Annotated in this window: 19 protein-coding genes; 12 read left to right on the top strand and 7 right to left on the bottom strand. The window is 60.5% G+C overall.

The window, feature by feature from the left end; translation table 11 throughout:
• Positions 1–792: 792 nt before the first annotated feature.
• Genes AB4N74_RS07095 through AB4N74_RS07085 form a run of 3 tightly spaced genes read right to left on the bottom strand, consistent with a single transcriptional unit; the run spans position 793 to position 2,976 of the window.
• Entirely contained in the window at positions 793–1,731 is a 939-nt protein-coding gene (locus AB4N74_RS07095) for a FecR family protein (protein WP_460098945.1), read from the bottom strand.
• Between the two features lie 31 nt (positions 1,732–1,762).
• Complete coding sequence (locus AB4N74_RS07090) at positions 1,763–2,314, bottom strand: RNA polymerase sigma factor (RefSeq protein ID WP_093437948.1); 552 nt, start codon at positions 2,312–2,314, stop codon at positions 1,763–1,765.
• Complete coding sequence (locus AB4N74_RS07085) at positions 2,311–2,976, bottom strand: secretin and TonB N-terminal domain-containing protein (RefSeq protein WP_095122850.1); 666 nt, start codon at positions 2,974–2,976, stop codon at positions 2,311–2,313. The genes AB4N74_RS07090 and AB4N74_RS07085 overlap by 4 nt, the downstream gene beginning before the upstream one ends.
• Positions 2,977–3,183: 207 nt before the next feature.
• On the opposite strand from AB4N74_RS07085, the gene AB4N74_RS07080 reads away from it, so the two are divergent.
• Complete coding sequence (locus AB4N74_RS07080; RefSeq protein WP_077573225.1) at positions 3,184–3,498, top strand: hypothetical protein; 315 nt, start codon at positions 3,184–3,186, stop codon at positions 3,496–3,498.
• A 129-nt stretch (positions 3,499–3,627) separates the two neighbouring features.
• Here the strand turns inward: AB4N74_RS07080 and AB4N74_RS07075 are convergent, their stop codons facing one another.
• The gene (locus AB4N74_RS07075) at positions 3,628–4,068 is read right to left on the bottom strand and encodes a carboxymuconolactone decarboxylase family protein (RefSeq protein WP_008087990.1); all 441 of its coding nucleotides are present in this window, start codon (positions 4,066–4,068) and stop codon (positions 3,628–3,630) included.
• Between the two features lie 311 nt (positions 4,069–4,379).
• On the opposite strand from AB4N74_RS07075, the gene pdxR reads away from it, so the two are divergent.
• The 4 genes from pdxR (at position 4,380) to AB4N74_RS07055 (ending at position 7,805) form a co-directional block, all read left to right on the top strand.
• Entirely contained in the window at positions 4,380–5,813 is a 1,434-nt protein-coding gene (gene pdxR / locus AB4N74_RS07070) for a MocR-like pyridoxine biosynthesis transcription factor PdxR (protein WP_460098938.1), read from the top strand.
• Positions 5,814–5,936: 123 nt separating this feature from the next.
• On the top strand, positions 5,937–6,230 hold the full coding sequence (locus AB4N74_RS07065) for a putative quinol monooxygenase (RefSeq protein WP_093437926.1): 294 nt from the start codon (positions 5,937–5,939) through the stop codon (positions 6,228–6,230).
• Between the two features lie 239 nt (positions 6,231–6,469).
• Positions 6,470–6,874 (top strand): cupin domain-containing protein, encoded by a 405-nt coding sequence (locus AB4N74_RS07060; protein ID WP_093437923.1) that lies wholly within the window; start codon positions 6,470–6,472, stop codon positions 6,872–6,874.
• Positions 6,875–7,091: 217 nt separating this feature from the next.
• Positions 7,092–7,805, top strand: a complete 714-nt coding sequence (locus AB4N74_RS07055; protein ID WP_460098935.1) for an ATPase — start codon at positions 7,092–7,094, stop codon at positions 7,803–7,805.
• A 166-nt stretch (positions 7,806–7,971) separates the two neighbouring features.
• Here the strand turns inward: AB4N74_RS07055 and AB4N74_RS07050 are convergent, their stop codons facing one another.
• A complete protein-coding gene (locus AB4N74_RS07050) occupies positions 7,972–12,867 on the bottom strand; it encodes an NAD-glutamate dehydrogenase (protein WP_093437914.1) in 4,896 nt (1,631 codons plus the stop codon).
• A gap of 504 nt (positions 12,868–13,371) precedes the next feature.
• Between AB4N74_RS07050 and AB4N74_RS07045 the strand changes: the two genes are divergently transcribed.
• The 7 genes from AB4N74_RS07045 (at position 13,372) to AB4N74_RS07015 (ending at position 20,843) form a co-directional block, all read left to right on the top strand.
• Positions 13,372–13,725: a hypothetical protein gene (locus tag AB4N74_RS07045; protein ID WP_093437909.1), complete on the top strand. Its 354-nt coding sequence runs from the start codon at positions 13,372–13,374 to the stop codon at positions 13,723–13,725.
• Between the two features lie 272 nt (positions 13,726–13,997).
• Complete coding sequence (locus tag AB4N74_RS07040; RefSeq protein WP_007913915.1) at positions 13,998–14,957, top strand: AAA family ATPase; 960 nt, start codon at positions 13,998–14,000, stop codon at positions 14,955–14,957.
• A gap of 5 nt (positions 14,958–14,962) precedes the next feature.
• On the top strand, positions 14,963–15,907 hold the full coding sequence (locus AB4N74_RS07035; protein WP_093437905.1) for a DUF58 domain-containing protein: 945 nt from the start codon (positions 14,963–14,965) through the stop codon (positions 15,905–15,907).
• A complete protein-coding gene (locus AB4N74_RS07030) occupies positions 15,904–16,401 on the top strand; it encodes a DUF4381 domain-containing protein (RefSeq protein ID WP_038369283.1) in 498 nt (165 codons plus the stop codon). Before AB4N74_RS07035 ends, AB4N74_RS07030 begins: the two co-directional genes overlap by 4 nt.
• A complete protein-coding gene (locus tag AB4N74_RS07025) occupies positions 16,394–17,473 on the top strand; it encodes a vWA domain-containing protein (RefSeq protein WP_093437901.1) in 1,080 nt (359 codons plus the stop codon). The genes AB4N74_RS07030 and AB4N74_RS07025 overlap by 8 nt, the downstream gene beginning before the upstream one ends.
• On the top strand, positions 17,470–19,209 hold the full coding sequence (locus AB4N74_RS07020; RefSeq protein ID WP_460098929.1) for a tetratricopeptide repeat protein: 1,740 nt from the start codon (positions 17,470–17,472) through the stop codon (positions 19,207–19,209). The genes AB4N74_RS07025 and AB4N74_RS07020 overlap by 4 nt, the downstream gene beginning before the upstream one ends.
• Positions 19,206–20,843: a BatD family protein gene (locus tag AB4N74_RS07015; RefSeq protein ID WP_460098926.1), complete on the top strand. Its 1,638-nt coding sequence runs from the start codon at positions 19,206–19,208 to the stop codon at positions 20,841–20,843. The genes AB4N74_RS07020 and AB4N74_RS07015 overlap by 4 nt, the downstream gene beginning before the upstream one ends.
• A gap of 118 nt (positions 20,844–20,961) precedes the next feature.
• Here the strand turns inward: AB4N74_RS07015 and AB4N74_RS07010 are convergent, their stop codons facing one another.
• Both AB4N74_RS07010 and AB4N74_RS07005 read right to left on the bottom strand, forming a co-directional pair.
• Positions 20,962–21,375, bottom strand: a complete 414-nt coding sequence (locus AB4N74_RS07010; protein ID WP_460098923.1) for a hypothetical protein — start codon at positions 21,373–21,375, stop codon at positions 20,962–20,964.
• Between the two features lie 84 nt (positions 21,376–21,459).
• Positions 21,460–21,921 (bottom strand): hypothetical protein, encoded by a 462-nt coding sequence (locus tag AB4N74_RS07005; protein WP_460098920.1) that lies wholly within the window; start codon positions 21,919–21,921, stop codon positions 21,460–21,462.
• Positions 21,922–22,283 lie beyond the last annotated feature (362 nt).

Here is a 22,283-nt window from a genome sequence, read left to right as displayed (position 1 = left end):
AGTCAGTTGGGGATCGGTTGACTGAGAGGCCGCCTTCGCGAGCAGGCTGGCTCCCACAATTGGATTGGGGGTAGTTAGTTGGGGATTGGTTGGCTGGTAGGTCGTCATCGCGAGCAGGCTCACTCCTACAATTGGATCGGGTGCAGTCTGCGAGAGATTGGTTGGCTGGAGGGCCGCTTTCGCGAGCAAGCTCGCTCCCACAATTGGATTGGGGGTAGTCAGTTGGGGATTGGTTGGATGTGAGGCCGTCTTCGCGAGCAAGCTCGCTCCCACAGTGGGATTGGGTGGAGTCAGTTGGGGATTGGTTGGATGTGAGGCCGTCTTCGCGAGCAAGCTCGCTCCCACAGTGGGATTGGGTGGAGTCAGTTGGGGATTGGTTGGCTGGTGGGCCGCCTTCGCGAGCAGCTCGCTCCCACAGTTTTTAATCTGCGTACAGCCCCAGCGGCAAAGCCGCCCCACTCAACAGGATGAGCGTTAGCCTCGGCTGCAGCTCTTGATCTTGATCCACGGGCGACGTCGGAAGGCTGAGTGGAGGGATTCATCCGGGGGTGGGAGCGCAGCGACCGTTTGGCGCAGCCAAATGCATCGAGAGGAGGTGCAGCGAAGCAAACCGTAGGCGATGCGCCCGGATGGATCCCGGAGCGAAGGAACCCCGAGCCCCAGCGAGCGGGCCGCACGTAGGAGCAAGCGTTTTTGGTTACTTTTGAGGCGTTTGTCAAAAGTGACCCGCCGTAAGGGCGGAACCCTAAGCAGCCATAACCGCAGCAACGGATATGTCCCCAATAAAACCCACTAACTCAAAACGACAACGCCGCCAGGCAGCTCAGTGCATTTGACGCCATAAGCATCGCGAATCAGCAATGCAACGCCAGCAAGTTGATCAAGGCTAAAACGCGCCTGCACCCGCCGCTGCCCAAGCTCACGATTAAGCAACAGCAACATCCCCGGCCGATACCGATTGATCTCATCAATCATCTGGCTCAGCGTAGCGCCGTTAAACACCAGCACCTGCTGACGCCAATTCATCACCGCCGCCGTGTCGACACTCTGCACACTGCCAACCTGCCGCGCGTCGTAAGTCACCTGCTGCCCCGGTTCAAGACGCAGGCTACGACCCTCAACATCCACCTCAACCGCGCCATCAAGACAAGTCACACAGACTTGCTGATCAGTATTACGCAAGTTGAACCGCCCCTGACTCGCACGCAACCACCCTCCCCCAGCCTGCATCGCCAACGGCAACCGCGCGGTCTGCACCTCAACCTCACCACTGACCAACTCAAAACCCTGCACACCCTCAGACACCGCACGCTGATTGATCCGCGTCTGAGTATTCAGCTCCAGGCTCACACCCTGCACAGGTTCAAAACGCCGCTGCTGGCCAACTTCAGTAATGTAGTCAGCGCCCAGCCCTTCAAAACCACCAGGAATCGTCCCGCGCACCAGCAAAAACGCCGCCGACGCAGCAATCGCCCCACCGAGAAAAGCACGTCGACCAAACCCGCGCGGCGCCTGCATCTGCTCCACGGCCGGTTGCAGTTGCTGCCACAACCGCTTGGCCTCTTCGAACGCGCGGGCATGCTCGGCGCTCTGCGCGCACCATTCGCGCAGGGCGCGGGCATCGGCCACGGTGGCGCGTCCGGAGGTCAGCAGGACCAGCCAGTCGCGGGCTTCGCAGTGCAAATTGTCGACCGCCGATGGCTCGGCAGGTGTCAGTCGAAAGATGTTCAAACGCGCAGATTCTCAACGAATTGATCGGGCACTACTCAGAAGACGGTTTTCCGGCCCCGCGACCGAACCGCTGAAACACTTTTCTTTCCAGTTTCGCGGCGCAGAAGCCCAACGCGGCTTTGATTTCCTTCTCGACCATGCGCGTGGAAATGCCGAAGCGCTGCGAGATTTCCAGATGCGGCGCCTCTTCCAGACGCGCCGCGATGAAGATCTTCCGGCGCCGTGCGGGCAGCTCGTACAACGCACTGAGCAGCGACTGGATTTCCTTCTGCCCACCCACTACTCGCGCCGGATCGAGGGCTTCGTCGCCGATTTGCAGCAGCTCCTCGACTTCCTCGCCGGTGAGCAGACGCGCATCGGCCTGACGGCGGTCGGCGGCGATGTTCAGGGCCATGCGATAGAGGTAGGCATTGGGCCGCAGGACGTTCGGCGGCGTCTCCATGCGGTCGACCCGCAGGTAAGTTTCGTGCAGCACGTCGTTGGCCAGGTCTTCCGAACCGAGACGCCTGCGCAGGCGCACCCGAAAGTCCTCGTAGGAGGCCAGGAACAGTTGGACCATCGAACCTTGTCCGGCGTCTTTCATCCCCCGGAAACTCCTTCCCATTTGGTGCATTCCATGCGTTTCCCTGACGACTCCGGTAACAACAGCAACGTGACCGGCTGACGCAAGGCGCTGGGCGTCGGCCGGTCGATTTTGAGGTTGCGAAAACTTTCCACCAGCGCGTTGTCGCGCCGTACATCACCGGTCGAAGTGACCAACCGGTTGTGCTGCACCAAGCCATCGCGGCCGACCCACACCTGCAACACCGCGCGATAACTGCCCGGCCGGGTCAGCGGCGAGCGGCACAGGTTGCGCTCGATCGCCGCTTGCACCGCCGTCGCGTAACTGCGGTTGACCGCGACGCTTTCCGGCGTCTGTTTTTGCGGTGGCGCCGGCACGTCTTCGACCTGCGCCACTTGCAAGGTAAACGCATCGTCGCGGGCATACCGCGCCATCAAACCACTGCCGCCGAGCAAACGACGCAGAGCATCGGCGGCGGTGTATTCACCGTCCACCGCGAGCGAGCGACGACCGCGACTCAACTGACTGTCGACCAGCACCGCAACGCCGGTGGCGTGGCTGTACTGATCCAGCGCGTGCGCCAGATCCTGTGCCGGAATGTGCAGCGTCATGCGCAGGTCCGCCGGCACCGCGTCAGCCATGGCGTGGCCCGCCGCACAGCCAAGCAGCCACCCCAGACACATCCGGCGCACAAGCCTCGTTGAACGCTGAAAACCGTCCGTGGAATTGCCTCGCTGCACGGCTGACGAATCCTTGGAAATCGTCATCCTGAGGGCTGTTTATGAATCTGGTGTGACGGGCGGTGCAAAAAAACCATCACGGGAATTGCGCAAGGCTTGCACTAGACTCAAGCCATAGCGCGGCCCCTCCGGGCCGGCCAGGAGGCGAGCATGAACACACTGTGGCGATTGAGCCTTGGCGGACTGTTGTTGATGGCGCTGTCGAGCGCTTATGCCGAGGAACCGTTGGGCTGTGTCGAGGTGACGGTCGGCGGCTACAAGGCGCCGAATTACGATTGTCTGAGCCAGCAGATGGGCAACAACCCGGAAGGCGCTGCGGCGGCGGAAAAGAATCAGGAAGCGCTGAATGTGCCGGTGAACAAACGGCCGCCGAATCAGGTCGGGCTGGCGACGCCGGCGGCGACCAGTACGCGGATGGGCAATACCTTTGGCACATCAGTGAAACCGCAACGCCCACCGCAATGACACCCCACCGATCGTTCCCACGCGCAGCAAAGGAATGCCTCAGCGGACGCTCCGCGTTCGGCTCTGGAGGGGACGCGGAGCGTCCCGGGCTGCATTCCCACGCAGAGCGTGGGAACGATCAGGGCGGGCTCAGTCGCTGGGGGTTTGGCGGAAGCTCACCGCGAGGCGATTCCAGCTGTTAATGGTGGTCACGGCCATGGTCAGGTCGACCAGTTCGCCTTCGCTGAATTGCTCGCGCGCTTGCTGATACACCTCATCGGGCACCCGGCTCTCCGCTAACAACGTCACCGCCTCCGCCCAAGCCAACGCCGCACGCTCACGCGGGTTGAAGAAGTTGCTGTCGCGCCACACCGCAATCGCATACAAACGCCGATCACTCTCCCCGGCCCTCCGCGCATCCACCGAGTGCATATCGGTGCAGAACGCGCAGCCATTGAGCTGTGAAGCACGGATGCGGATCAGTTGCAGCAGCGGCTGCTCGATGCTGAGGTTGGCGGTCAGCGCCTCCATGGCAATCATCGCTTTCATCGCTTTGGGCGAAGCGTTGTAGTAATCCAGGCGCGGGGACATGGGCGGGTCTCGGTAGACGGAATAATGAGTTCACCGTAAACGCCGACAGTGGTGCGTTACAGCCCCAATTGCACGGAAAGTCGCTACACCAATCACCATGAGCCGAGCACAAATCCCTGTAGGAGTGAGCCTGCTCGCGATAGCGGTGTGTCAGGCAACATTTTTGTCGGATGTGCCACCGTGATCGCGAGCAGGCTCACTCCTACAGGGATCTAGGCCAATTTCGGTTTTTTCGGGTAGGCAACTATTGCCGATCCCGCAACAGCGGTAATCTGGCAGGCACGCCAAACAGCCCCAGGAGCCTCGTCGGTATGGAACTTCACGTCGTGATCAACGGCCGCAAGGATCTTGCCGGTCAGTTGTATCAGCAACTGCGCGGGGCCATTGAATCCGGGCGTCTGGCCGCCGGTACGCAATTGCCGCCCAGCCGTCTGCTCGCCGAGCAATTGGGCATCTCGCGCAAGACCATTTCCGACACCTACGCACAGCTAACCTACGAAAATTTCCTCACCGGGGTGATCGGCAAAGGCACCTACGTCAACGCGCGTCCGGCGCAGATCCAGCGCAAACAGAGCCACACCGAACTGGCCGGCGCCGAGGTGATCGAGAGCTGGCGCAATCTGCCGGTGTTTCTGCGTCACCCGACGCTGGAAGGTTCGCTGCGCTATGACTTTATCGGCGGCGCCACCAGCAAGGGCCAGTTCCCGCAGGATGATTGGCGCCGCTGCGTGTCTCACGCGATGCGGCAGATGGCGCAGTCCAAGGGTTTCTACAGCCTGCCCGAGGGCTTGCCGGCGCTGCGCAATGCGATTGCCCGGCACATCGCATTTTCCCGGGGCATCAACTGCCAGGATGAAGACATCGTCGTGTGCAATGGCGCGCAACAGGCGCTGGATTTGATCACCCGTGTGCTGATCCGCCCGGGCAGTCTGGTGGCGATGGAAGATCCCGGTTATCCGCCGGCACGTTTGCTGTTCGCCACCCATGGCGCCGAGGTGGTCGGGATTCCGGTAGATGCCGAGGGCATTCAGGTCGAACACATTCCCGAGGGCACGCGCCTTATCTATGTCACGCCGTCGCACCAGTTCCCGCTGGGCATGCCGATGAGTCAGGCGCGCCGTGAAGCCTTGCTGGCTCGCGCGCATGAGTTGGGCGCGATCATCATCGAGGACGACTATGACAGTGAGTTTCGCTATGAAGGCCGACCCACTGATTCGCTGTTCAACCTCGACCAGCGCGGCATCGTCGCTTACGTCGGCACCTTCTCGAAAACCCTGCTGCCGGAGCTGCGCCTGGGTTATGCGATCCTGCCGCCGGCCATTCTCGAAGCGGTGATCCGCGCCAAGCAGCTCACCGACCTGCACGCCTCGACCTTGCCGCAATGGGCGCTGGCCAAGTTCATCGCCGAGGGTTGCCTGCTCAAGCACATCCGCCGCTGCCACACCATTTATGCGCAACGCCGCGAGCGCATTCTGGCGCGCATGGCCGACGATCTTTCGCCGTGGCTGCAGGCGGTGCCGCCGAGTGCCGGGTTCCACATGGCGGTGTTCTGCAAGGTGCCGATCGACCTGCCGCTGGTGATCGAATTGGCGAAAAAGGTCGAGGTCGGCCTGTATGCGATCAACGGTTTCTATTACCAGCAAACGCCGAAAAACGGCCTGTACTTCGGCTTCGGCGCCATCGAAACGCTCGATATCGATACCGCGCTGGATCGTCTGCGCGACATTCTGCAACAAGTTGCCTGAATGATTGGTCTGGGCGATTAACCGCCGATTGGTTATTGGTGATCGACAGGTGCAGGCCTATTCTGCACAGGCGTTATCCCTCAATGAGCAGGATTCGTCCGGCCTGATTCAGGAGTGTGAGCAATGTCCAACGAAGTGATCAATACGGTCCAGGTGCAGGCTGCGGCCGGCCGCTCGGATGAACTGGGCAGGCAACTGCAGAAGATCGTCGAAACCCTGCGCGAAACACCGGGCTGCGATTCCTACCTGGTCGACCGCTGCCCCGAGGACGGCCACCGCTGGACGGTCAGTGCCCGCTGGCAGTCGGAAGCGGCGATGCAGGCGCATTTCAACCGGCCCGAGGCGCAGGGGTTTATTGACCTGATCGATAGTCGGTTGGCCAATAGCGTCGACTTCAATAGCTTCCCTATCGTCTGATCTGGCCCCTTCGCGAGCAAGCTCGCTCCCACAGGGTTATTGGTTGCTCACAAGATCGGTGAACAACCGTAGAACCTGTGGGAGCGAGCTTGCTCGCGAAGACGTATTCCGCCACACCAATAACCTTTCTGACACCCCGCAAATTGGTCACCCGATCTTCCCGAATATTGGCCGTTTGAATACCCCGCCCTGCGGACTACTGTGGTCAGCAACACCCCGATCATCACAGGTAACCCGCCATGAAAGCCCTGCCCTTCTTCGCCGCTGCCCTTGCCCTGAGCCTTTGCACTTCGGCCGTTTTCGCCCACGACCCGTCGGAAAAAGTCACCGTCCTGCAAGACCAGATGCTGAAAAACGCTCCCGGCAAAAAAGCCATGATGATCGAGGTCGACTACAAACCCGGCCAATCCTCGATCGCCCACAAACACGACGGCACGGCGATGGCTTACGTGCTCGAAGGTGAAGTGATTTCCCAAGTGAAGGGCGAACAGGCGATTACCTACAAAAAGGGCCAGTTCTGGTACGAACCGGCCGGCTCCGAACATCTGGTGTCGAAAAATGCCAGCAAAACCAAATCGGCCAAGTTGCTGGTATTCATGGTGCTGGCCCCGGACGAACAAGTGTTGATCCCGCTGAAAAACTGATGGCTGTTTAACCAGCCATAAATAAAAAGGCTCAAATCGTAGATTTGGGCCTTTTTTATTGCCCGGGGCAATTAACCGCGCCGGGTTACAGCAAATGAACCTAATCAACTGCTGTTAGCTCAGCAAATTGTCAGGTTGGCGGGTTTAGTCTGAATTAACGGTCGTGATTTACGACCTTTAAACTTTCCGACTGATGTTGTTTCACGGGAGAAACACCATGAAACTTGCCTTTGCCAGTGTACTGGCGATATCGGTTTTAGCTCTGTCAGCCTGTTCGGTACCCTCCGCGCCCCAAGCCGTTTCCTCACTGGACACCCTGCTCCCCCATCCCACCGGCCGCAGCAGCGCCACCCAGGTAAAAAGCGGTCCCGGCGTGTCGCTCGGCGTGGTCTACAGCCCAAGCACTCAGACCAACCGCGAATACCTGCGCGACTACCAGGCCAACGCCGGCACCGGTTTCGGCCAGAGCCTGTTGGTGCAACCGATCCATGACGCCTACGTCGCCAGCTCGAAACCGGACATGGCGGTGGAATGGGTCAACGCCTCGCTGCAGCGTCAGTTCGGCTCGGTGACGGTGTATCCGGACATGCAAAGCCTGCGTGCGGCCAGACCGGATGTGGTGGCGATCATCGATACCCACAGCCAGTTGATCACTTCGCGCAGTTCCGACATCAAGGCCGACGTCAGTGCCGATTTTTATGATGCGCAGTTGAACTATATCGGTACGGCGAAAGGCTCCGAGGCAAGAGAGCTGACACCGGTGTGGGCGGACTTCAAGGGCTCGGAAGAGATAGTTGCCGATATTAACCAGCAGCAGGATGTGCAAGTTCGGGCGTTGCAGAAGTTTGACCAGTCGCTCAACAATTTGGTCGCCAGACCTTCGGACAAAGTTTCGATGCTGGATAGTAAACAGTCATCTAAGTTGTATTGATACCAAGGGACCCTTCGCGAGCAAGCTCGCTCCCACAGGGGGAATGCATTTCAAATGTGGGAGCGAGCTTGCTCGCGAAGGGGCCGCAACAGGCACCACAAAAACCCTCAAACATAAAAAAGCCCCGGCATCTCTCGACACCGGGGCTTTTTCATTCAGCGCTTACTTATGCCAGTTCAAGCTCGGCATTCGCAGCCACCGCAGGCACGACCGCTTGCCCGCTCAACGCCAGATCCAGCAGTTCACGGTTGGCCACTGCATACATGGCGTAGTCCGTGCCGCTCGCAGCGCGGATTTCCACCAGCATGGCGCGCCAGCGCGAGATCATGCTTTCGTGCTGTTCCATCCACAGCGCCAGACGTGCTTCCACGTCTTGAGTGCCGTCGCCCTGTTGCAGGACGGAGATGGTGATCGCGCGTTGCTGCCAGTCGACGTCATCACGGAACGCTTCACGGGCCAGGGCCTGCCAGTTGTTTTCAACCGGTAGAGCACTGATCTGTTGCAGGTACCAGGTGATGTCCAGCGCACTGCCTACGGCGAAGTAGGCCTTGGCCACTTCGGCAGGGTTCTGCCCGGTCACGTCGGACGCTTCGATGATCGGCAGCAAGGTGTACAGGTGCGAGGTGCCCGCAACCATACGCGCCAGCAATTCCGGCACACCGGCTTCGACGTACGCCTGATAACGCGCCTGCCAGTTTTCGCGGATTTCGCCGCTCAGCAGTTCGTCGAGCTTCAGACCCAGCTCTTTCAGGTGCGGACCGAAGTGCGCGGTGTCACGGGCAGCGTTCTGCTCGTTGCGACGGGCACGCAGGAACCAGCGCGTAGCGCGACGGCCCAGACGCATCAGCTCGTCCATCAGCTCCAGCTGTACGTCAGCGCTGACTTGGTAGTCCAGCGCTTCGATCTGACGGAACCAGTGCGGGAGGTGGAAGATGTCACGCACGATCACGTAAGCACCAGCGACGTTCGCCGGGCTCATGCCGGTCGACTCTTTGAGTCGTTGAACGAAGGTGATGCCCATGTGGTTGACCAGGTCGTTAGCGATCTGGGTGCTGACGATCTCGCGCTTCAGTCGGTGACGACGCATGGCTTCGGAGAACTTGCTGACCAGGGTCGGCGGGAACGCCGTTTCCATGTCGCGGGTCAGGTAATCGTCGTCCGGTACCAAGGAGCCCAACAGCTGCTCTTTGAGGTCGATCTTGCTGTACGAGATCAGTACCGACAGCTCAGGACGGGTCAGACCGTGGCCTTCGGCAATGCGCTCGTTGATCTGCTCTTCGGTCGGCAGGAACTCGATGGCACGGTCCAGCTTGCCACGGCCTTCCAGATCACCCATCAGACGCTTGTACTCAGCGATGCGTTCGTAGGCACGACGCGCCGCCAGGGACAGGGCCTGAGTCTGCTTGTAGTTGTTGCCCAGCACCAGGTTGCCGACTTCGTCGGTCATGCTCGCCAGCAACTGGTTACGTTGCTTGTCGGTCATGTCACCGGCCTGAACCACTTCGTTCAGCAGGATCTTGATGTTCACTTCGTGGTCGGAGCAGTCCACGCCACCGGCGTTGTCGATGAAGTCGGTGTTGGAACCGCCGCCATTCAGACCGAATTCGACACGACCCAGCTGGGTCATGCCGAGGTTACCGCCCTCGCCCACGACTTTGCAGCGCAGCTCGTTGCCGTTGACGCGCAGTGCATCGTTGGCCTTGTCGCCGACATCGGCGTGGCTTTCGGTGCTGGCCTTGACGTAAGTGCCGATACCGCCGTTCCACAGCAGATCCACCGGCGCCTTGAGCAAGGCGTTCAGCAGTTCGGTCGGGGTCAGTTTGTCAGCCTTGATGTCGAAGCGTTCCTGCATCTGCGGGGAGATCGCGATGCTCTTCGCGCTGCGCGAGAAGATGCCGCCACCTTCGGACATGATGCTGGTGTCGTAGTCGGTCCAGGCCGAACGCGGCAGGTCGAACATGCGCTGACGCTCGACGAAGCTGGTTGCCGGGTTAGGGTTCGGGTCGATGAAGATGTGCATGTGGTTGAAGGCAGCGACCAGTTGCAGCTTGTCGGACATCAACAGGCCGTTACCGAACACGTCACCGGCCATGTCGCCGACGCCGACAACAGTGATGCTGTCTTCCTGAACATTGATGCCGCGCTCGCGGAAGTGACGTTGTACGCCAACCCACGCGCCTTTGGCGGTAATGCCCATTTTCTTGTGGTCGTAACCGGCCGAACCACCGGACGCAAACGCGTCACCCAGCCAGAAGCCGTAATCGATGGCGATGCCGTTGGCGATGTCGGAGAAGGTCGCAGTGCCCTTGTCCGCTGCTACTACCAGGTACGGGTCATCGTCGTCATGACGCACGACGTTGGCCGGCGGTACCAGCGCGCCGTCTTTCAGGTTGTCGGTGATGTCCAACAGACCGGAAATGAAGATGCGGTAGCAGGCGATGCCCTCGGCCGCGATCTCGTCACGGCTGCCGCCCAGTGGCAGGCGACGCGGCAGGAAGCCGCCCTTCGCGCCCACCGGCACGATGACCGAGTTCTTCACTTGCTGGGCTTTTACCAGGCCGAGGACTTCGGTACGGAAGTCTTCTTCACGGTCGGACCAGCGCAGACCACCACGCGCGACGTTACCGAAGCGCAGGTGCACGCCTTCAACGCGTGGCGAGTAGACGAAGATTTCGAACTTCGGCACTGGCTTCGGCAGTTCAGGGATCGCGTGCGGGTTGAACTTGAAGCTGAAGTACGACTTGTTCTGGCCGTTGGCGTCAGTCTGATAGAAGTTGGTCCGCAGGGTGGCTTTGATCAGGTCAAGGTAACGACGCAGGATGCGGTCTTCGTTGAGCACCTGAACGTCGTCCAGTGCGGTCAGAATCGCTTGTTCCAGACGCTGTTGCTTGTCTTCCAGATCGTCGTCGCTGAGCTTGCGCGCCAGGTAGAAACGGGTCTTGAACAACCGGGTCAGTTCGCGAGCGATGTCGGTGTGGTTGTTCAGGGTGCTGGCGATGTAACCCAGATCGAAGCCCAGACGAATCTGCTTCAGGTAACGCGCGTAAGCACGCAGCAGCGCCACGTCGCGCCATGGCAGGCCGGCGGTCAGCACCAGACGGTTGAACGCATCGTTTTCGGCGTCGCCGCGAACGATGTGGACGAAGGCGTCCTGCAGGGTGTCGTTGAGTTGCTGGATGTCGAGGTCGAGGCCTTCAGCGGCAGTGAACGCGAAGTCATGAATCCAGAACTCGCGGCCATTGGTGTGACGCAGACGGTACGGGAATTCACCCAGTACGCGCAGACCGAGGTTTTCCAGAATCGGCAAGACGTCGGATAGCGCCAGCGGCGTGTCGGCGTGGTACAGCTTGCAATGCAGCTCGCGCTGGCCGGAGACCTGACCGAGCGGCTGATAGAAGCTCATCACCAGCGGATTTTTTTCGTTGAGGCTCAGCAGGTGCTGCATGTCGACCACGGCCGAATGCGCTGCGAAACGCTCGCGGTAACCGGCCGGGAAACCTTTCGGGAAGTCGGCCAGCACGTTGGTGCCGTGGGCTTCGCCGAAGCTCTCGACGGTCAGTGCGGCGTAGTCGTCCTGCCAGCTGCGGCACGCTTGTACGACTTCTTTTTCCAGCAGCACGGTGTCGATGTCGAGACGGTTTTTCGGGTCGACACGCAGGATCAACTGCACGCGCGCCAGTACCGACTCGGAGAAGAACGTCCAGAACTCGCAATCGGAAGCCTTCAGGCGCTCCATCAGCACTTGCTGGATCTTCTGGCGAACTTCGGTGGAGTAGATGTCGCGTGGCACGTAGGCCAGGCAGTAGCAGAAACGACCGTACGGGTCTTTGCGCAGGAACACGCGGATCTTGTTGCGTTCCTGGATCTGCACAATCGACATCACGGTGGTGAACAGTTCGTCGACCGGGGTCTGGAACAGGTCATCACGCGGCAGTACTTCAAGCACCTGCGCCAGTTCCTTGCCCAAGTGAGCCTTGGACTGGAAGCCGGAGCGACGCTCGATTTCTTCGACCTTGCGGCGGATGAACGGGATGACCCGCACGCTCTCGCCATACACCGAGGAGGTGTACAGGCCCATGAAGCGGTGTTCCTTGATGACTTTGCCGTCGGCGTCGATCTCACGGATCGACACGTAGTCCGGGTAGGCCGGACGGTGAACACGGCTTGGGTGCGCAGCCTTGGCGAACGACAGCAGGGTCGGTTCGCGCAGGTAGCTGACGGCGTAGTCTTCGATGCGCAGGTCATCGTAGGTCAGGCCGGTGCGCAGCAATTTGGTCAGGCCGAGGAAGGAGTTCTGGTCGTACTCGATGTGGCCGCCATCGGCCTGATCGGTGACCACGAATTCTTCGTAGCCGAGGAAGGTGAAGTGGTTGCCCACCAGCCATTCCAGGAAGCTTTTGATTTCGTTCTTTTCATCGGCGTCGACGGCGAAGGCGCTGTTGTCGAGCTGGGTGAGGATGTCCTGCACCTTGGCTTTCATTGGCTCGAAATCGGCGACCGCGACGCGGACTTCACCGAGAACCTGTTCCAGCTCTTTGCTCAGCACATTCAGTTCGGCCGCGTTGGCGCAGCGATCGATTTCCAGGTACATCAGCGATTCGTGCAACACGCCTTCGCCGGTGCTGCCCTTCGGCAGGATTTCCAGCAGCTCGCCCTTGCTGCCACGACGTACGCTGAGCACGGTGGTTTGCAGGGTGTGGATGCTGTAGCCGCGGCGGTTCAGCTCGGTACGGACCGAGTCGACCAGAAATGGCAGGTCGTGGTGCAGGACTTCGACCGCGGTGTGGGTCGACTGCCAGCCATGACGCTCGTAATCAGGGTTGTAGACGCGCACTTGCGGTTGCGCGTGATCGAAGCGCTCAAGCAGGCGCCACGCGGAAAGAGTACAGCCAGCGAGGTCGGAGAGGCGACGTTGAGTCAGCTCGTCCAGAGAAATGATGCCGAAGAATTGTTCAGCGAACAGCGCCACTTGTGGCAGTGCCTGTTCACTGATGTGCTGCGCCAGTGCCGCTTGCAGTTGGTGCTGGAAGTCGGCTTTGCTGGCTGCGGTGAAGAACGCCATCTGTGGTACTCCGCTTAAGCTTGTTATTGATGGAAAGCGTCGCGTGCAACACCCCTTTCGGGGCTTGTGTCGCCCTGTTCCTGATTCTCGGGCAGAGGAAACAGGGGGACAGGTGGGTGAAGCTGGACGGGACACTCAGGTCACATTCACCTTCCATAGAATGAGCATCTGCAAAAGCGACTGCCAGCGGTGCCGACAATGCCTTTACGGGTGCTCATCCGTTGCGCAGCTTAAAGGGTGCGACAATGTGTCTGCTTGCGGTGCTGCGACATATTCGGTCATTGGCACGTAAACCGAGGGTCTGGCACCGGTAAACACTAGCAGTCGTGGCGAAAAATGTTGGTCTGAATGCCCGTTTTTACGGTACATGCGTGCCAGAAATGACCATTGATCCATGTCGCGTTCACGACACATCCTCTGACACTCTCACATGCAGAAATTCCCAAGGACTGGCAGAATCGCGCCCATTAGCGACCAACACGCCCCCAGAGGCAGGAATTGACCATGCAAATGACCACCGCCCTACTGATCGTCAACCCGTGCGATGACGAAGAAGACAACATGGCCATGCTCTGCTGCCACAGCGACAAGGGCGACATGTTCCTGATGAGCCGCTACCCGGACGAGGATGAGCTGGAGATCACCCTGGATGGCGAACCTTCGACGCTGGACGGGGTGAAAGTCACCCTGACCTCGAACCTGTTGAAGATCGAGATTGGTGCGGCGGATGCCGATGCGTTGAACGGGGATGATGTGCTGGAGATCAGCTTTAACCCGGATATGGTTGATCTGGATGAGGTGGTCGAGACCTTGACGAATATCCTTGATGGGACGGGTACCTTCATTAACGAAGTTTGATGGTGTCTGAATAGGCCTCTTCGCGAGCAAGCTCGCTCCCACATTGACGGATGTACGCCGCTCAAAATGTGGGAGCGAGCCTGCTCGCGAAGAGGCCCGAAAGAACACTACCCCTCCCCGCTTCTACAAAATTCCAACAAATGCCCCAGTCATTTCCCGCACTTTGCGCAAAATGCCGTTAGTCGCCACCCCCCGCGATGGATTAAAGTAACGCCCCCAGCCCCGGCGTTATCCGAACGCCTGTGGCCACCCCTTTCCAGGAACAGTCACCGATGGAACATCGTGAAGCGCTGCTGGCGCTGCGAACCTTTCTTTCAACGCAGATTCTCGGCCAGGAAAAACTCATCGAGCGTTTGCTCATCGCCCTGCTCGCCGACGGCCACATGCTGGTCGAGGGCGCTCCGGGTCTGGCCAAGACCAAAGCGATCAAAGAGCTCGCCGAGGGCATCGAAGCCCAGTTCCATCGCATTCAGTTCACCCCGGACCTGCTGCCGGCCGACATCACCGGCACCGAGATCTATCGCCCGGAAACGGGCAGTTTCGTGTTCCAGCAAGGGCCGATCTTCCACAACCTGGTGCTGGCGGACGAAATCAACCGCGCCCCGGCCAAGGTGCAATCGGCGCTGCTCGAAGCCATGGCCGAGCGTCAGGTCAGTGTCGGCCGCAGCACGTATGAGCTGTCGCCGCTGTTTCTGGTGATGGCCACGCAGAACCCGATCGAGCAGGAAGGCACCTATCCGCTGCCGGAAGCACAACTCGACCGTTTCCTGATGCACGTGAAAATCGGTTTCCCGGACGCTGCCGTCGAACGCCGCATCCTCCAGCAGGCCCGTGGCGAAGCGCTGAACGGCGAGACCAAGCCTGAACGCCGCGTCAGCCAGCAGGCGATCTTTGCCGCACGCAAGGAAATCCTCGGTCTGTACATGGCCGACGCCGTGGAGGAATATCTGGTGCAACTGGTCATGGCCACGCGCAACCCGGCCAAGTTCGACCCGGAAATGGCCGAGTGGATCGCCTACGGCGCCAGCCCGCGCGGCTCGATCGCTCTCGACCGTTGTGCCCGCGCCCACGCCTGGCTGGCCGGTCGCGATTTCGTCAGCCCGGAAGACATTCAGGCAGTGCTGTTCGACGTGTTGCGTCACCGCATCATTTTGTCGTTTGAAGCCGAAGCCGCCGGCATCGATCAGGATCGGGTGGTGCAGCGGATTCTCGACGTCGTAGCCGTCGCTTGACCCCGATGAACGCCCCCCTGCCGTCCGAACCCGGTATTCGCGTCAGCCTCGCCGAGCTGATCGAGATGCGCCACCGCGTGCGTGAGGTGCAGCTGTTTTCCACGCCGAGCCAGCGCAGCCCGCTGATCGGCCTGCATCACTCGAAATTCCGTGGTCGCGGCGTCGACTTCGATCAGGTGCGGGTCTATCAGGCCGGCGACGACGTGCGCACCATCGACTGGCGCGTAACGGCGCGCACGCAAGAGCCGCACACCAAGCTGTTCCATGAAGAACGCGAGCGGCCGATTTTCATCATGGTCGAGCAAAGCACACGGCTGTTTTTCGGCTCGGGGCTGATGTTCAAATCGGTACTGGCAGCGCAAGTAGCGGCGCTGATCGGCTGGGCCGCGCTCGGCCATAACGACCGGGTTGGCGGGCTGGTGTTCGGCGACAACGAGCACTACGAAATCAAGCCTCGGCGCAGCAAACAAAGCCTACTGCAATTGCTCAACCGTTTGGTCAAGGTCAATCAGTCGCTGCACAGCGAGCGCGAGCCGGATCGCGATGCGTTTGGCGTGGCGCTGCGCCGTGCCCGTGAAGTATTGCGCCCGGGCAGTCTGGTGATCGTCATCTGCGACGAGCGCGCGTTGTCCGACAGCGCTGAACAACAATTGAGCCTGCTCTCGCGCCATTGTGATTTGCTGATGCTGCCGCTGTCCGATCCCCTCGATCACGCCCTGCCCGCCGCCGGTCTTCTCCGATTCGCCGAACGCGGCGCGCAACTCGAACTCGATACGCTGAATTTCGACCTGCGCCAGACCTATCGCGCCCAGGCCGAAGCACGCATCGCGCGTTGGGAATTGCTCGCGCAAAAATTGCGGGTATTGCTGATGCCGCTGAGCACGCAAAGTGAAATGGTCGAGCAGATGCGCGAATTCCTCAATCCGCAGCGTCCGGGGAAAGGTCGATGAACGGCCTCGAACAACTGCAACCGCTGATCTCGCCGCCACCGATTGCCTTCTGGCCACCGGCTCCGGGCTGGTGGCTGCTGCTGTTGTTATTGCCGCTGCTCGGTTTCGCCGTGTGGAAGCTGCGCCGTTTCATCCCGATGAAGAAACGCCCGATCGTCCGTGCCGAACAGCCGCTCGACCCGGTGCGCATCGCCGCCCTCGCTGAACTCGCACAAATGCCCAAACCCTACGACGGCGCGCCGGCCGGGGCGTGGTTGCAGCAACTCAACGGCCTGCTCAAACGCCTGTGCCGCAACCACTATCCCTACAGCCAGAGCCACACCCTCAATGGGCGTAAATGGCTGGCGTTCCTCGACAACCGTTGCCCGGCTGCCGGCCTCACCCGTTGGATGGTGCTGGTTGAAGGCGCGTACAAACCGGAATGCAAACTCGACGACAAAGCCATCGCCGGCCTGACCCAGGCTGTCGACACGTGGATTCGCAAACATGTTTGAGTTCGCCTGGCCGTGGATCTTTGTGCTGGTGCCGCTGCCGTGGCTGATGCGCCTGGTGCTGCCAGTGGCGGACAGCGGCGAGCCCGCGCTGAAAGTCAGTTTCCTCGCCGACCTCGAAGGTCTCGCCCGCCGTCGCGCTCGGGCTAATCTGCCGGCGTGGCGTCAACAGGCGCCGTTCATGCTCTTGTGGCTGTTGCTGCTGACCGCCGCCGCGCGCCCGCAATGGCTCGGCGAACCACTGCCGATTGCCGCCAGCGGGCGTGATCTGCTGGTCGCGGTGGATGTGTCCGGCTCGATGGATTTCCCGGATATGCAGTGGCAGGACGAAGAGGTCAGTCGCCTGACGCTGGTGCAGCATCTGCTCGGTGATTTCCTTGAAAGCCGCGATGGCGACCGTGTCGGCCTGATCCTCTTCGGCAGTCAGGCTTATCTGCAAGCGCCGCTGACCTTTGATCGCCGCACCGTGCGCGTCTGGCTCGACGAAGCGCGGATCGGCATTGCCGGCAAAAACACCGCCATCGGCGACGCCATCGGTCTGGCGCTGAAACGCCTGCGCCTGCGTCCGGCGCAAAGTCGTGTGCTGATTCTGGTCACTGACGGCGCGAACAATGGCGGCGAAATCGATCCGCTGACGGCGGCAAAACTGGCCGCCAGCGAAGGCGTCAAAATCTATCCGATCGGTATCGGCGCCAATCCCGAGGACAGCGGTTCGACCGGTTTGCTTGGAGTCAATCCAAGTCTGGACCTCGACGAACCAGCGCTCAAAGCCATCGCCGAAGTCACCGGCGGCCAGTACTTCCGTGCCCACGACGGCAAAGAACTGCAAGCGATCAAGGACACCCTCGATCAACTCGAACCGGTCACCCAGCAACCGACCCAGGCGCGTCCGGCGCAAGCCTTGTATCACTGGCCTTTGGCGCTGGCGCTGTGGCTGAGTCTGTTGCTGGTCGCGCGTGAATTGTGGCCGGACAACCCGCTGCAACGCCTGTTCACCAAGGAGCTGTATCTGCAAAGTCCGCTGCCTGACTGGCGTGAGCGCCTTAAGCGCTTGCGTCTGCGGAGGCGCCGATGATCGCGCTCTGGCCGCACTGGTTCCGTCCGTGGTGGTTGCTGTTGCTACCGCTGCTGGGCTGGCTGATCTGGCAACTCTGGCATCGGCAGAAGCGCGCCGGGCGCTGGCAGATGATTTTGCCGCCGGCGTTTCATGCCACCCTGCTCAGCGGCGGCAATGGTCGCGACAGCAAACTGCCGTGGGTTGCCCTTGGCGTGGCGTGGCTGCTGACGGTTCTTGCGCTGCTCGGACCGAGTTGGGAGCGCGTCGAACAGACCAGTCAGAAACCCGCCGATCCGTTGGTGGTGGTACTGGAACTGACCCCGGAAATGCTCGCCACCGACTCGCCGCCGACGCGACTGGAACAGGCCCGGCGCAAGCTGTTCGACCTGTTGCAGGCGCGCAGCGATGCGCAGACCGCCATCGTCGTCTACGCCGGCAGCGCGCACACGCTGGTGCCGCTGTCGGATGACCTGGCGACCAGCCGCAATCTGCTCGACGCGCTCAAACCGTCGCTGATGCCGGAAAGCGGCCATCGCGCTGATCTGGCCGTGAGTAAAGCGCTGGCCCTGCTGAAACAGGGCGCGCTCGGTCAGGGGCGGATTCTGCTGATCGGCTCATCACTTAATGAAGACGAACGCCAAGGCATTCGCCGCGCGCTGAGTGGGCAATCGACGCAACTGTTGATGCTCGGCGTCGGCACCGCCGAAGGTGCGCCGATTGCTCAGGAGGACGGCAGTTTCCTCAAGGACGAACAGGGCGCGATTCGCGTACCGCAACTCGACAGTCCGGGCCTGAGCGCATTCCTCAACAGCGTCGGCGGTGAATACCACCCGGCCCGTCTCGACGAAGCGGATCTCGGCGCGCTCGGACTGCTCAACGGTCCGCGCAGCCTGCGCGACGACGGCCAGACCGTGCGCCTCGATACCTGGGCCGATCAGGGTTACTGGCTGCTGTTGCCGCTGTTGTTGCTCGCCGCTTGCGCCGGCCGCCGTGGGTGGTTGTTCTGCCTGCCGCTGCTGTTTTGCTTGCCGCAGCCCAGCTACGCTTTCGACTTCGAAGACCTGTGGCTGCGTCCCGACCAACAGGGCCTGCATTTGCTCAAGCAAAAGCGCCCGGTCGAAGCCGCCCAACATTTCGAAGATCATCAGTGGCAAGGGGTGGCGTTGTACGAGGCCGGCGACTACAGTGGCGCCGCCCAGCGCTTCGCCGAAGGCAGCGATGCCCGCGCCCACTACAATCGTGGCAACGCCTTGGCGAAAAGCGGTGAGCTGGAAGCGGCAATCGACGCCTATGAACAGGCACTGGAACTGCAACCGGATTTACGTCCGGCGCAGACCAACAAGGCGCTGGTGGAAAACCTGCTCAAGCAGAAAAACACACCGCCGCCCGCCGAGCCGGACACCAAACCGAGCGAACAGCAAAGTCTGCCGGGCGACGAACCACCGCCAGCGGCCGCACCGCCACCGGCGGTAAAAAGTGAAACCCAGAGCGAGGCGCAACCGACCGAATCGGCCAGCGAACCGCCACCGACCACACCGCCGCAGCCTGGCCCCAACGAGGTACCGGGCAGCGACGAAGAAGAACAAACGGACACCGTGCCGACGCTGCGCCCGAGTGAAGACAACCTCGAAGGCGAGCAACGTCAGGCACTGGAACAATGGCTGGGCAAGATCCCGGATGATCCGGGCGAACTGCTGCGACGCAAATTCTGGTACGAACAGCAACAACATCAGGATCAGGAAAACACTCGATGACCCGCTTCACCGCTCTCTTGCTGCCCCTGCTGCTCTGCACGGCCACCGCCCAGGCGGCCGAGCTGACCGCCAGTGTGGATCGCAGTCGCCTGAACTCCGGCGAGACGGTCGAACTCACCCTCGAAACCAGCGACGTCACCCAGTTCGGCAAACCCGACCTGACCGCGCTGGAAACGTTGTTCGAAGTGCGTGGCACGCGGCAGGTCAACCAGCTCAATACCCTCAATGGCGACAACCGCGCGACCACACGCTGGATCATCACCCTGCTGCCGAAAGAGAACGGCAGCGTGGTGATCCCGCCGCTGCAACTGGGCGACGCGCAGAGCCAGCCGATCACCGTACAAGTGGTCGAGAGCGACACCCGCGAGAACCAGAACAGCCTTGATCCGGTGTTCATCGAGGCCAGCCTTGATCAGTCCAGCGTCTATGTGCAGGCGCAGGCGATCCTGACCCTGCGCATCTACCATTCCGTTTCGCTGTACGACGACAGCAGCCTGACGCCGCTGCAAATCGCCGATGCGCGCATCGAACAGCTTGGCGATACGCGTACCTACGAAAAAGACCTCAACGGCGTGCGCCATGGCGTGATCGAAATGCGCTACGCGATCTACCCGCAGCACAGCGGTTTGCTGACCATCGCGCCGCAGACCTTCAGCGCCACACTGGTCGACACGCAGCCGTCTCAGGACGCCAATGCGCAGGGGCCAAAGCCGGGCAAACTGATGCGCGTCAGTTCCGCCGAAATCCCCCTGACCGTCAAACCCAAACCGCTGACCTACCCGGTCGACGCACCGTGGCTGCCCGCACGCAGCCTGAGCCTCAGCGAAAGCTGGAACCCGGAACCGGAACACACGCAGGTCGGCGATTCCATGACGCGTAGCCTGACCCTGAAAGTCGAAGGCCTGGCCAGCTCGCAACTGCCAGCGCTGCCCGCCACCGAGGTCAACGGCCTGCGCCGCTACCCCGACCAACCGGTGCTGAGCAACCAAAGCACCGACCGGGGCATTGTTGGCAGCCGTGAAGAACGCGAAGCCTTGGTGCCGAGCCGCAGCGGCGCCATCGAATTGCCGACGGTGGACGTGGTTTGGTGGAACACCTTCGAAGACCATCTGGAACACAGCAGCCTGCCCGCACGCACGCTGCAAGTGGCCAACAACCCGAGCCTGCAAGTCGACACGCCGGCCGGCACTCTGCAAGTGAGCGCCGTCGATAACGATGTGCTGTGGTGGTGGAAACTCAGCACCCTGATCCTCGCCTGCACCACCCTCCTCGGCTTCGGCCTGTGGTGGCGCGCACGCTGGCAACCGGCGGTACACCGCGCCGCCCAAACCGGCCCGAGCCCGCGCACGTTGATGGATGACATCAAGCGGGCGAGTCAGGCGAATGACCCGCAGGCGACGCGGCAGGCACTGGATGCGTGGGCGCGGCAGCAGCCGGAGACACTGGCGGACATGGCAGCGCGGTTTGTGCCGTTGTCGGATGCGCTGGATGGGTTGAATGGGGCGCTGTACAGCGAGACGGGGCAGCATTGGCAGGGTGAGGATTTGTGGCGGGCGATCCGGACTATTCCGGCGGCGGAACGGGTGCAGGATCCAGTGGGTGATAGTGGGTTGCCGCCGCTTTATCCCAAGTAGGTCCAGTCACCCTCGGGATTCGGAGCGGAGGTCAAGGCAACTGTCGAACTCTCCGAATCGATTCCCGCTTTTGGGACGACACCACACGCTGTGCTGCTCTCCGCTGATTCATTTTTTACTATGGCAATTTCAGTATCACGACCTCATCGGAACCTTTTGGCAGCTCTAAAGTGTGCTTCCATTGCTCCAGTACCTTGCGCCACTCCTCCAGCGTAAACCTGCTTTGCGGCTGCCCAGTCCAGTCATCGTTGATCAGAATATCGACTTGTACTCCCTCGGAGCTCATATTCAGCAGAACATCATTTCCCCCTTCAGTGACTGAGGTCTGCGCGCCCGACTCTACAGTTGAAATAGCTGCCAGCAGACGATCACAATCCTCCGGAACTTGTGCGATGGCATCCAGCACACTGCAGACATAAAGCTCATAGCGTTGAGCCCCTTCCTGTCCAGGACTCACTTGCGCCATGTCATAAAAGACCTCACCCACAACAGGATGAGGACCGGCTGAATGATGAAAAAACTTCAGTTCCATGAATGCGTCCGATACGTAAGGTTAGTAAAACGGAGACAGACTACGTTTTCGGAGTACTTTCTAAACGTGGTCTGTCCCCATGATTTACCCGTATGTCTCAAGAAATCCCTTGTCATTCGATTCAACGGTAAGCACTGCTTCTTCATACCCCTCAAGGTCATCGCTCAGCCAGGTTTCCCCTCGGCGCAGCAGATGAAACTTCACCGTCGCATCGAATTCGTCACCCGAAATAACTCCCTGCAGAACCCCCGGCATACATGACTTGTTCCACGCCTCAAACACTAAAGACAGGTAGGAGCACGCGCATGCCAAAAAATCAGCGTTTACATAATCATCGGCATGGATCGAATTTACGAAACATTCATATCCCGTTCTATCTGGGAAATTCTTCAGGCTTACATGCTTCTGAAATCTCTCCAGACTCGCCAGAAAAACACAGCCATCCCGTTCCACGAAACCGGACCTTGCGATATCCGCCAACTCGCCGTCCAGAGAAGCACGTCCCACACGAGCGAGCATTTGCTCCATGTCACTGTTAAGTTTCACACACGTCCCTCAAGCATCACGCCACTCCGCCAAGCCCCCGATGCTGCAAGGGTGTATCGCGCACGAACAAATGCCAAATACAGAACCGAGGGCAGACTACAGTTTATTTAAACGTAGTCTGCCCCCCCCCAATTCCAGCCCACCATGCGCACTCCCACTTGACACGAGTTATTGTTGAGTTTGTCGCACAACAACCAAGCGCTCGGCTATCTGAAGATAGGTTTCCGAAAACCCAATGACCTCGCACAAGCGCATGCGGTCGACGCGATATCAATATGATGGCCAGATACTAGATAGCCGCCATTTGGGCGTCAATGAAGGGATTCATCGATATGCCCTGTTGTACCCTGACCCGACAAGCC

Source organism: Pseudomonas sp. H3_C08 (assembly GCF_054669455.1).
This window is presented reverse-complemented; position numbering and strand designations above follow the sequence as displayed.

Bases quoted from the DNA above. Each gene is read 5' to 3' on its own strand.
- AB4N74_RS07035 (WP_093437905.1), top strand. From the start codon at position 14,963: ATGAACGCCCCCCTGCCGTCCGAACCCGGTATTCGCGTCAGCCTCGCC.
- AB4N74_RS07040 (WP_007913915.1), top strand. From the start codon at position 13,998: ATGGAACATCGTGAAGCGCTGCTGGCGCTGCGAACCTTTCTTTCAACG.
- AB4N74_RS07060 (WP_093437923.1), top strand. From the start codon at position 6,470: ATGAAAGCCCTGCCCTTCTTCGCCGCTGCCCTTGCCCTGAGCCTTTGC.
- AB4N74_RS07015 (WP_460098926.1), top strand. From the start codon at position 19,206: ATGACCCGCTTCACCGCTCTCTTGCTGCCCCTGCTGCTCTGCACGGCC.
- AB4N74_RS07050 (WP_093437914.1), bottom strand. From the start codon at position 12,867: ATGGCGTTCTTCACCGCAGCCAGCAAAGCCGACTTCCAGCACCAACTG.
- AB4N74_RS07025 (WP_093437901.1), top strand. From the start codon at position 16,394: ATGTTTGAGTTCGCCTGGCCGTGGATCTTTGTGCTGGTGCCGCTGCCG.
- AB4N74_RS07085 (WP_095122850.1), bottom strand. From the start codon at position 2,976: ATGTGTCTGGGGTGGCTGCTTGGCTGTGCGGCGGGCCACGCCATGGCT.
- AB4N74_RS07055 (WP_460098935.1), top strand. From the start codon at position 7,092: ATGAAACTTGCCTTTGCCAGTGTACTGGCGATATCGGTTTTAGCTCTG.
- AB4N74_RS07020 (WP_460098929.1), top strand. From the start codon at position 17,470: ATGATCGCGCTCTGGCCGCACTGGTTCCGTCCGTGGTGGTTGCTGTTG.
- AB4N74_RS07065 (WP_093437926.1), top strand. From the start codon at position 5,937: ATGTCCAACGAAGTGATCAATACGGTCCAGGTGCAGGCTGCGGCCGGC.
- AB4N74_RS07075 (WP_008087990.1), bottom strand. From the start codon at position 4,068: ATGTCCCCGCGCCTGGATTACTACAACGCTTCGCCCAAAGCGATGAAA.
- pdxR (WP_460098938.1), top strand. From the start codon at position 4,380: ATGGAACTTCACGTCGTGATCAACGGCCGCAAGGATCTTGCCGGTCAG.
- AB4N74_RS07030 (WP_038369283.1), top strand. From the start codon at position 15,904: ATGAACGGCCTCGAACAACTGCAACCGCTGATCTCGCCGCCACCGATT.
- AB4N74_RS07045 (WP_093437909.1), top strand. From the start codon at position 13,372: ATGCAAATGACCACCGCCCTACTGATCGTCAACCCGTGCGATGACGAA.
- AB4N74_RS07010 (WP_460098923.1), bottom strand. From the start codon at position 21,375: ATGGAACTGAAGTTTTTTCATCATTCAGCCGGTCCTCATCCTGTTGTG.
- AB4N74_RS07090 (WP_093437948.1), bottom strand. From the start codon at position 2,314: ATGAAAGACGCCGGACAAGGTTCGATGGTCCAACTGTTCCTGGCCTCC.
- AB4N74_RS07080 (WP_077573225.1), top strand. From the start codon at position 3,184: ATGAACACACTGTGGCGATTGAGCCTTGGCGGACTGTTGTTGATGGCG.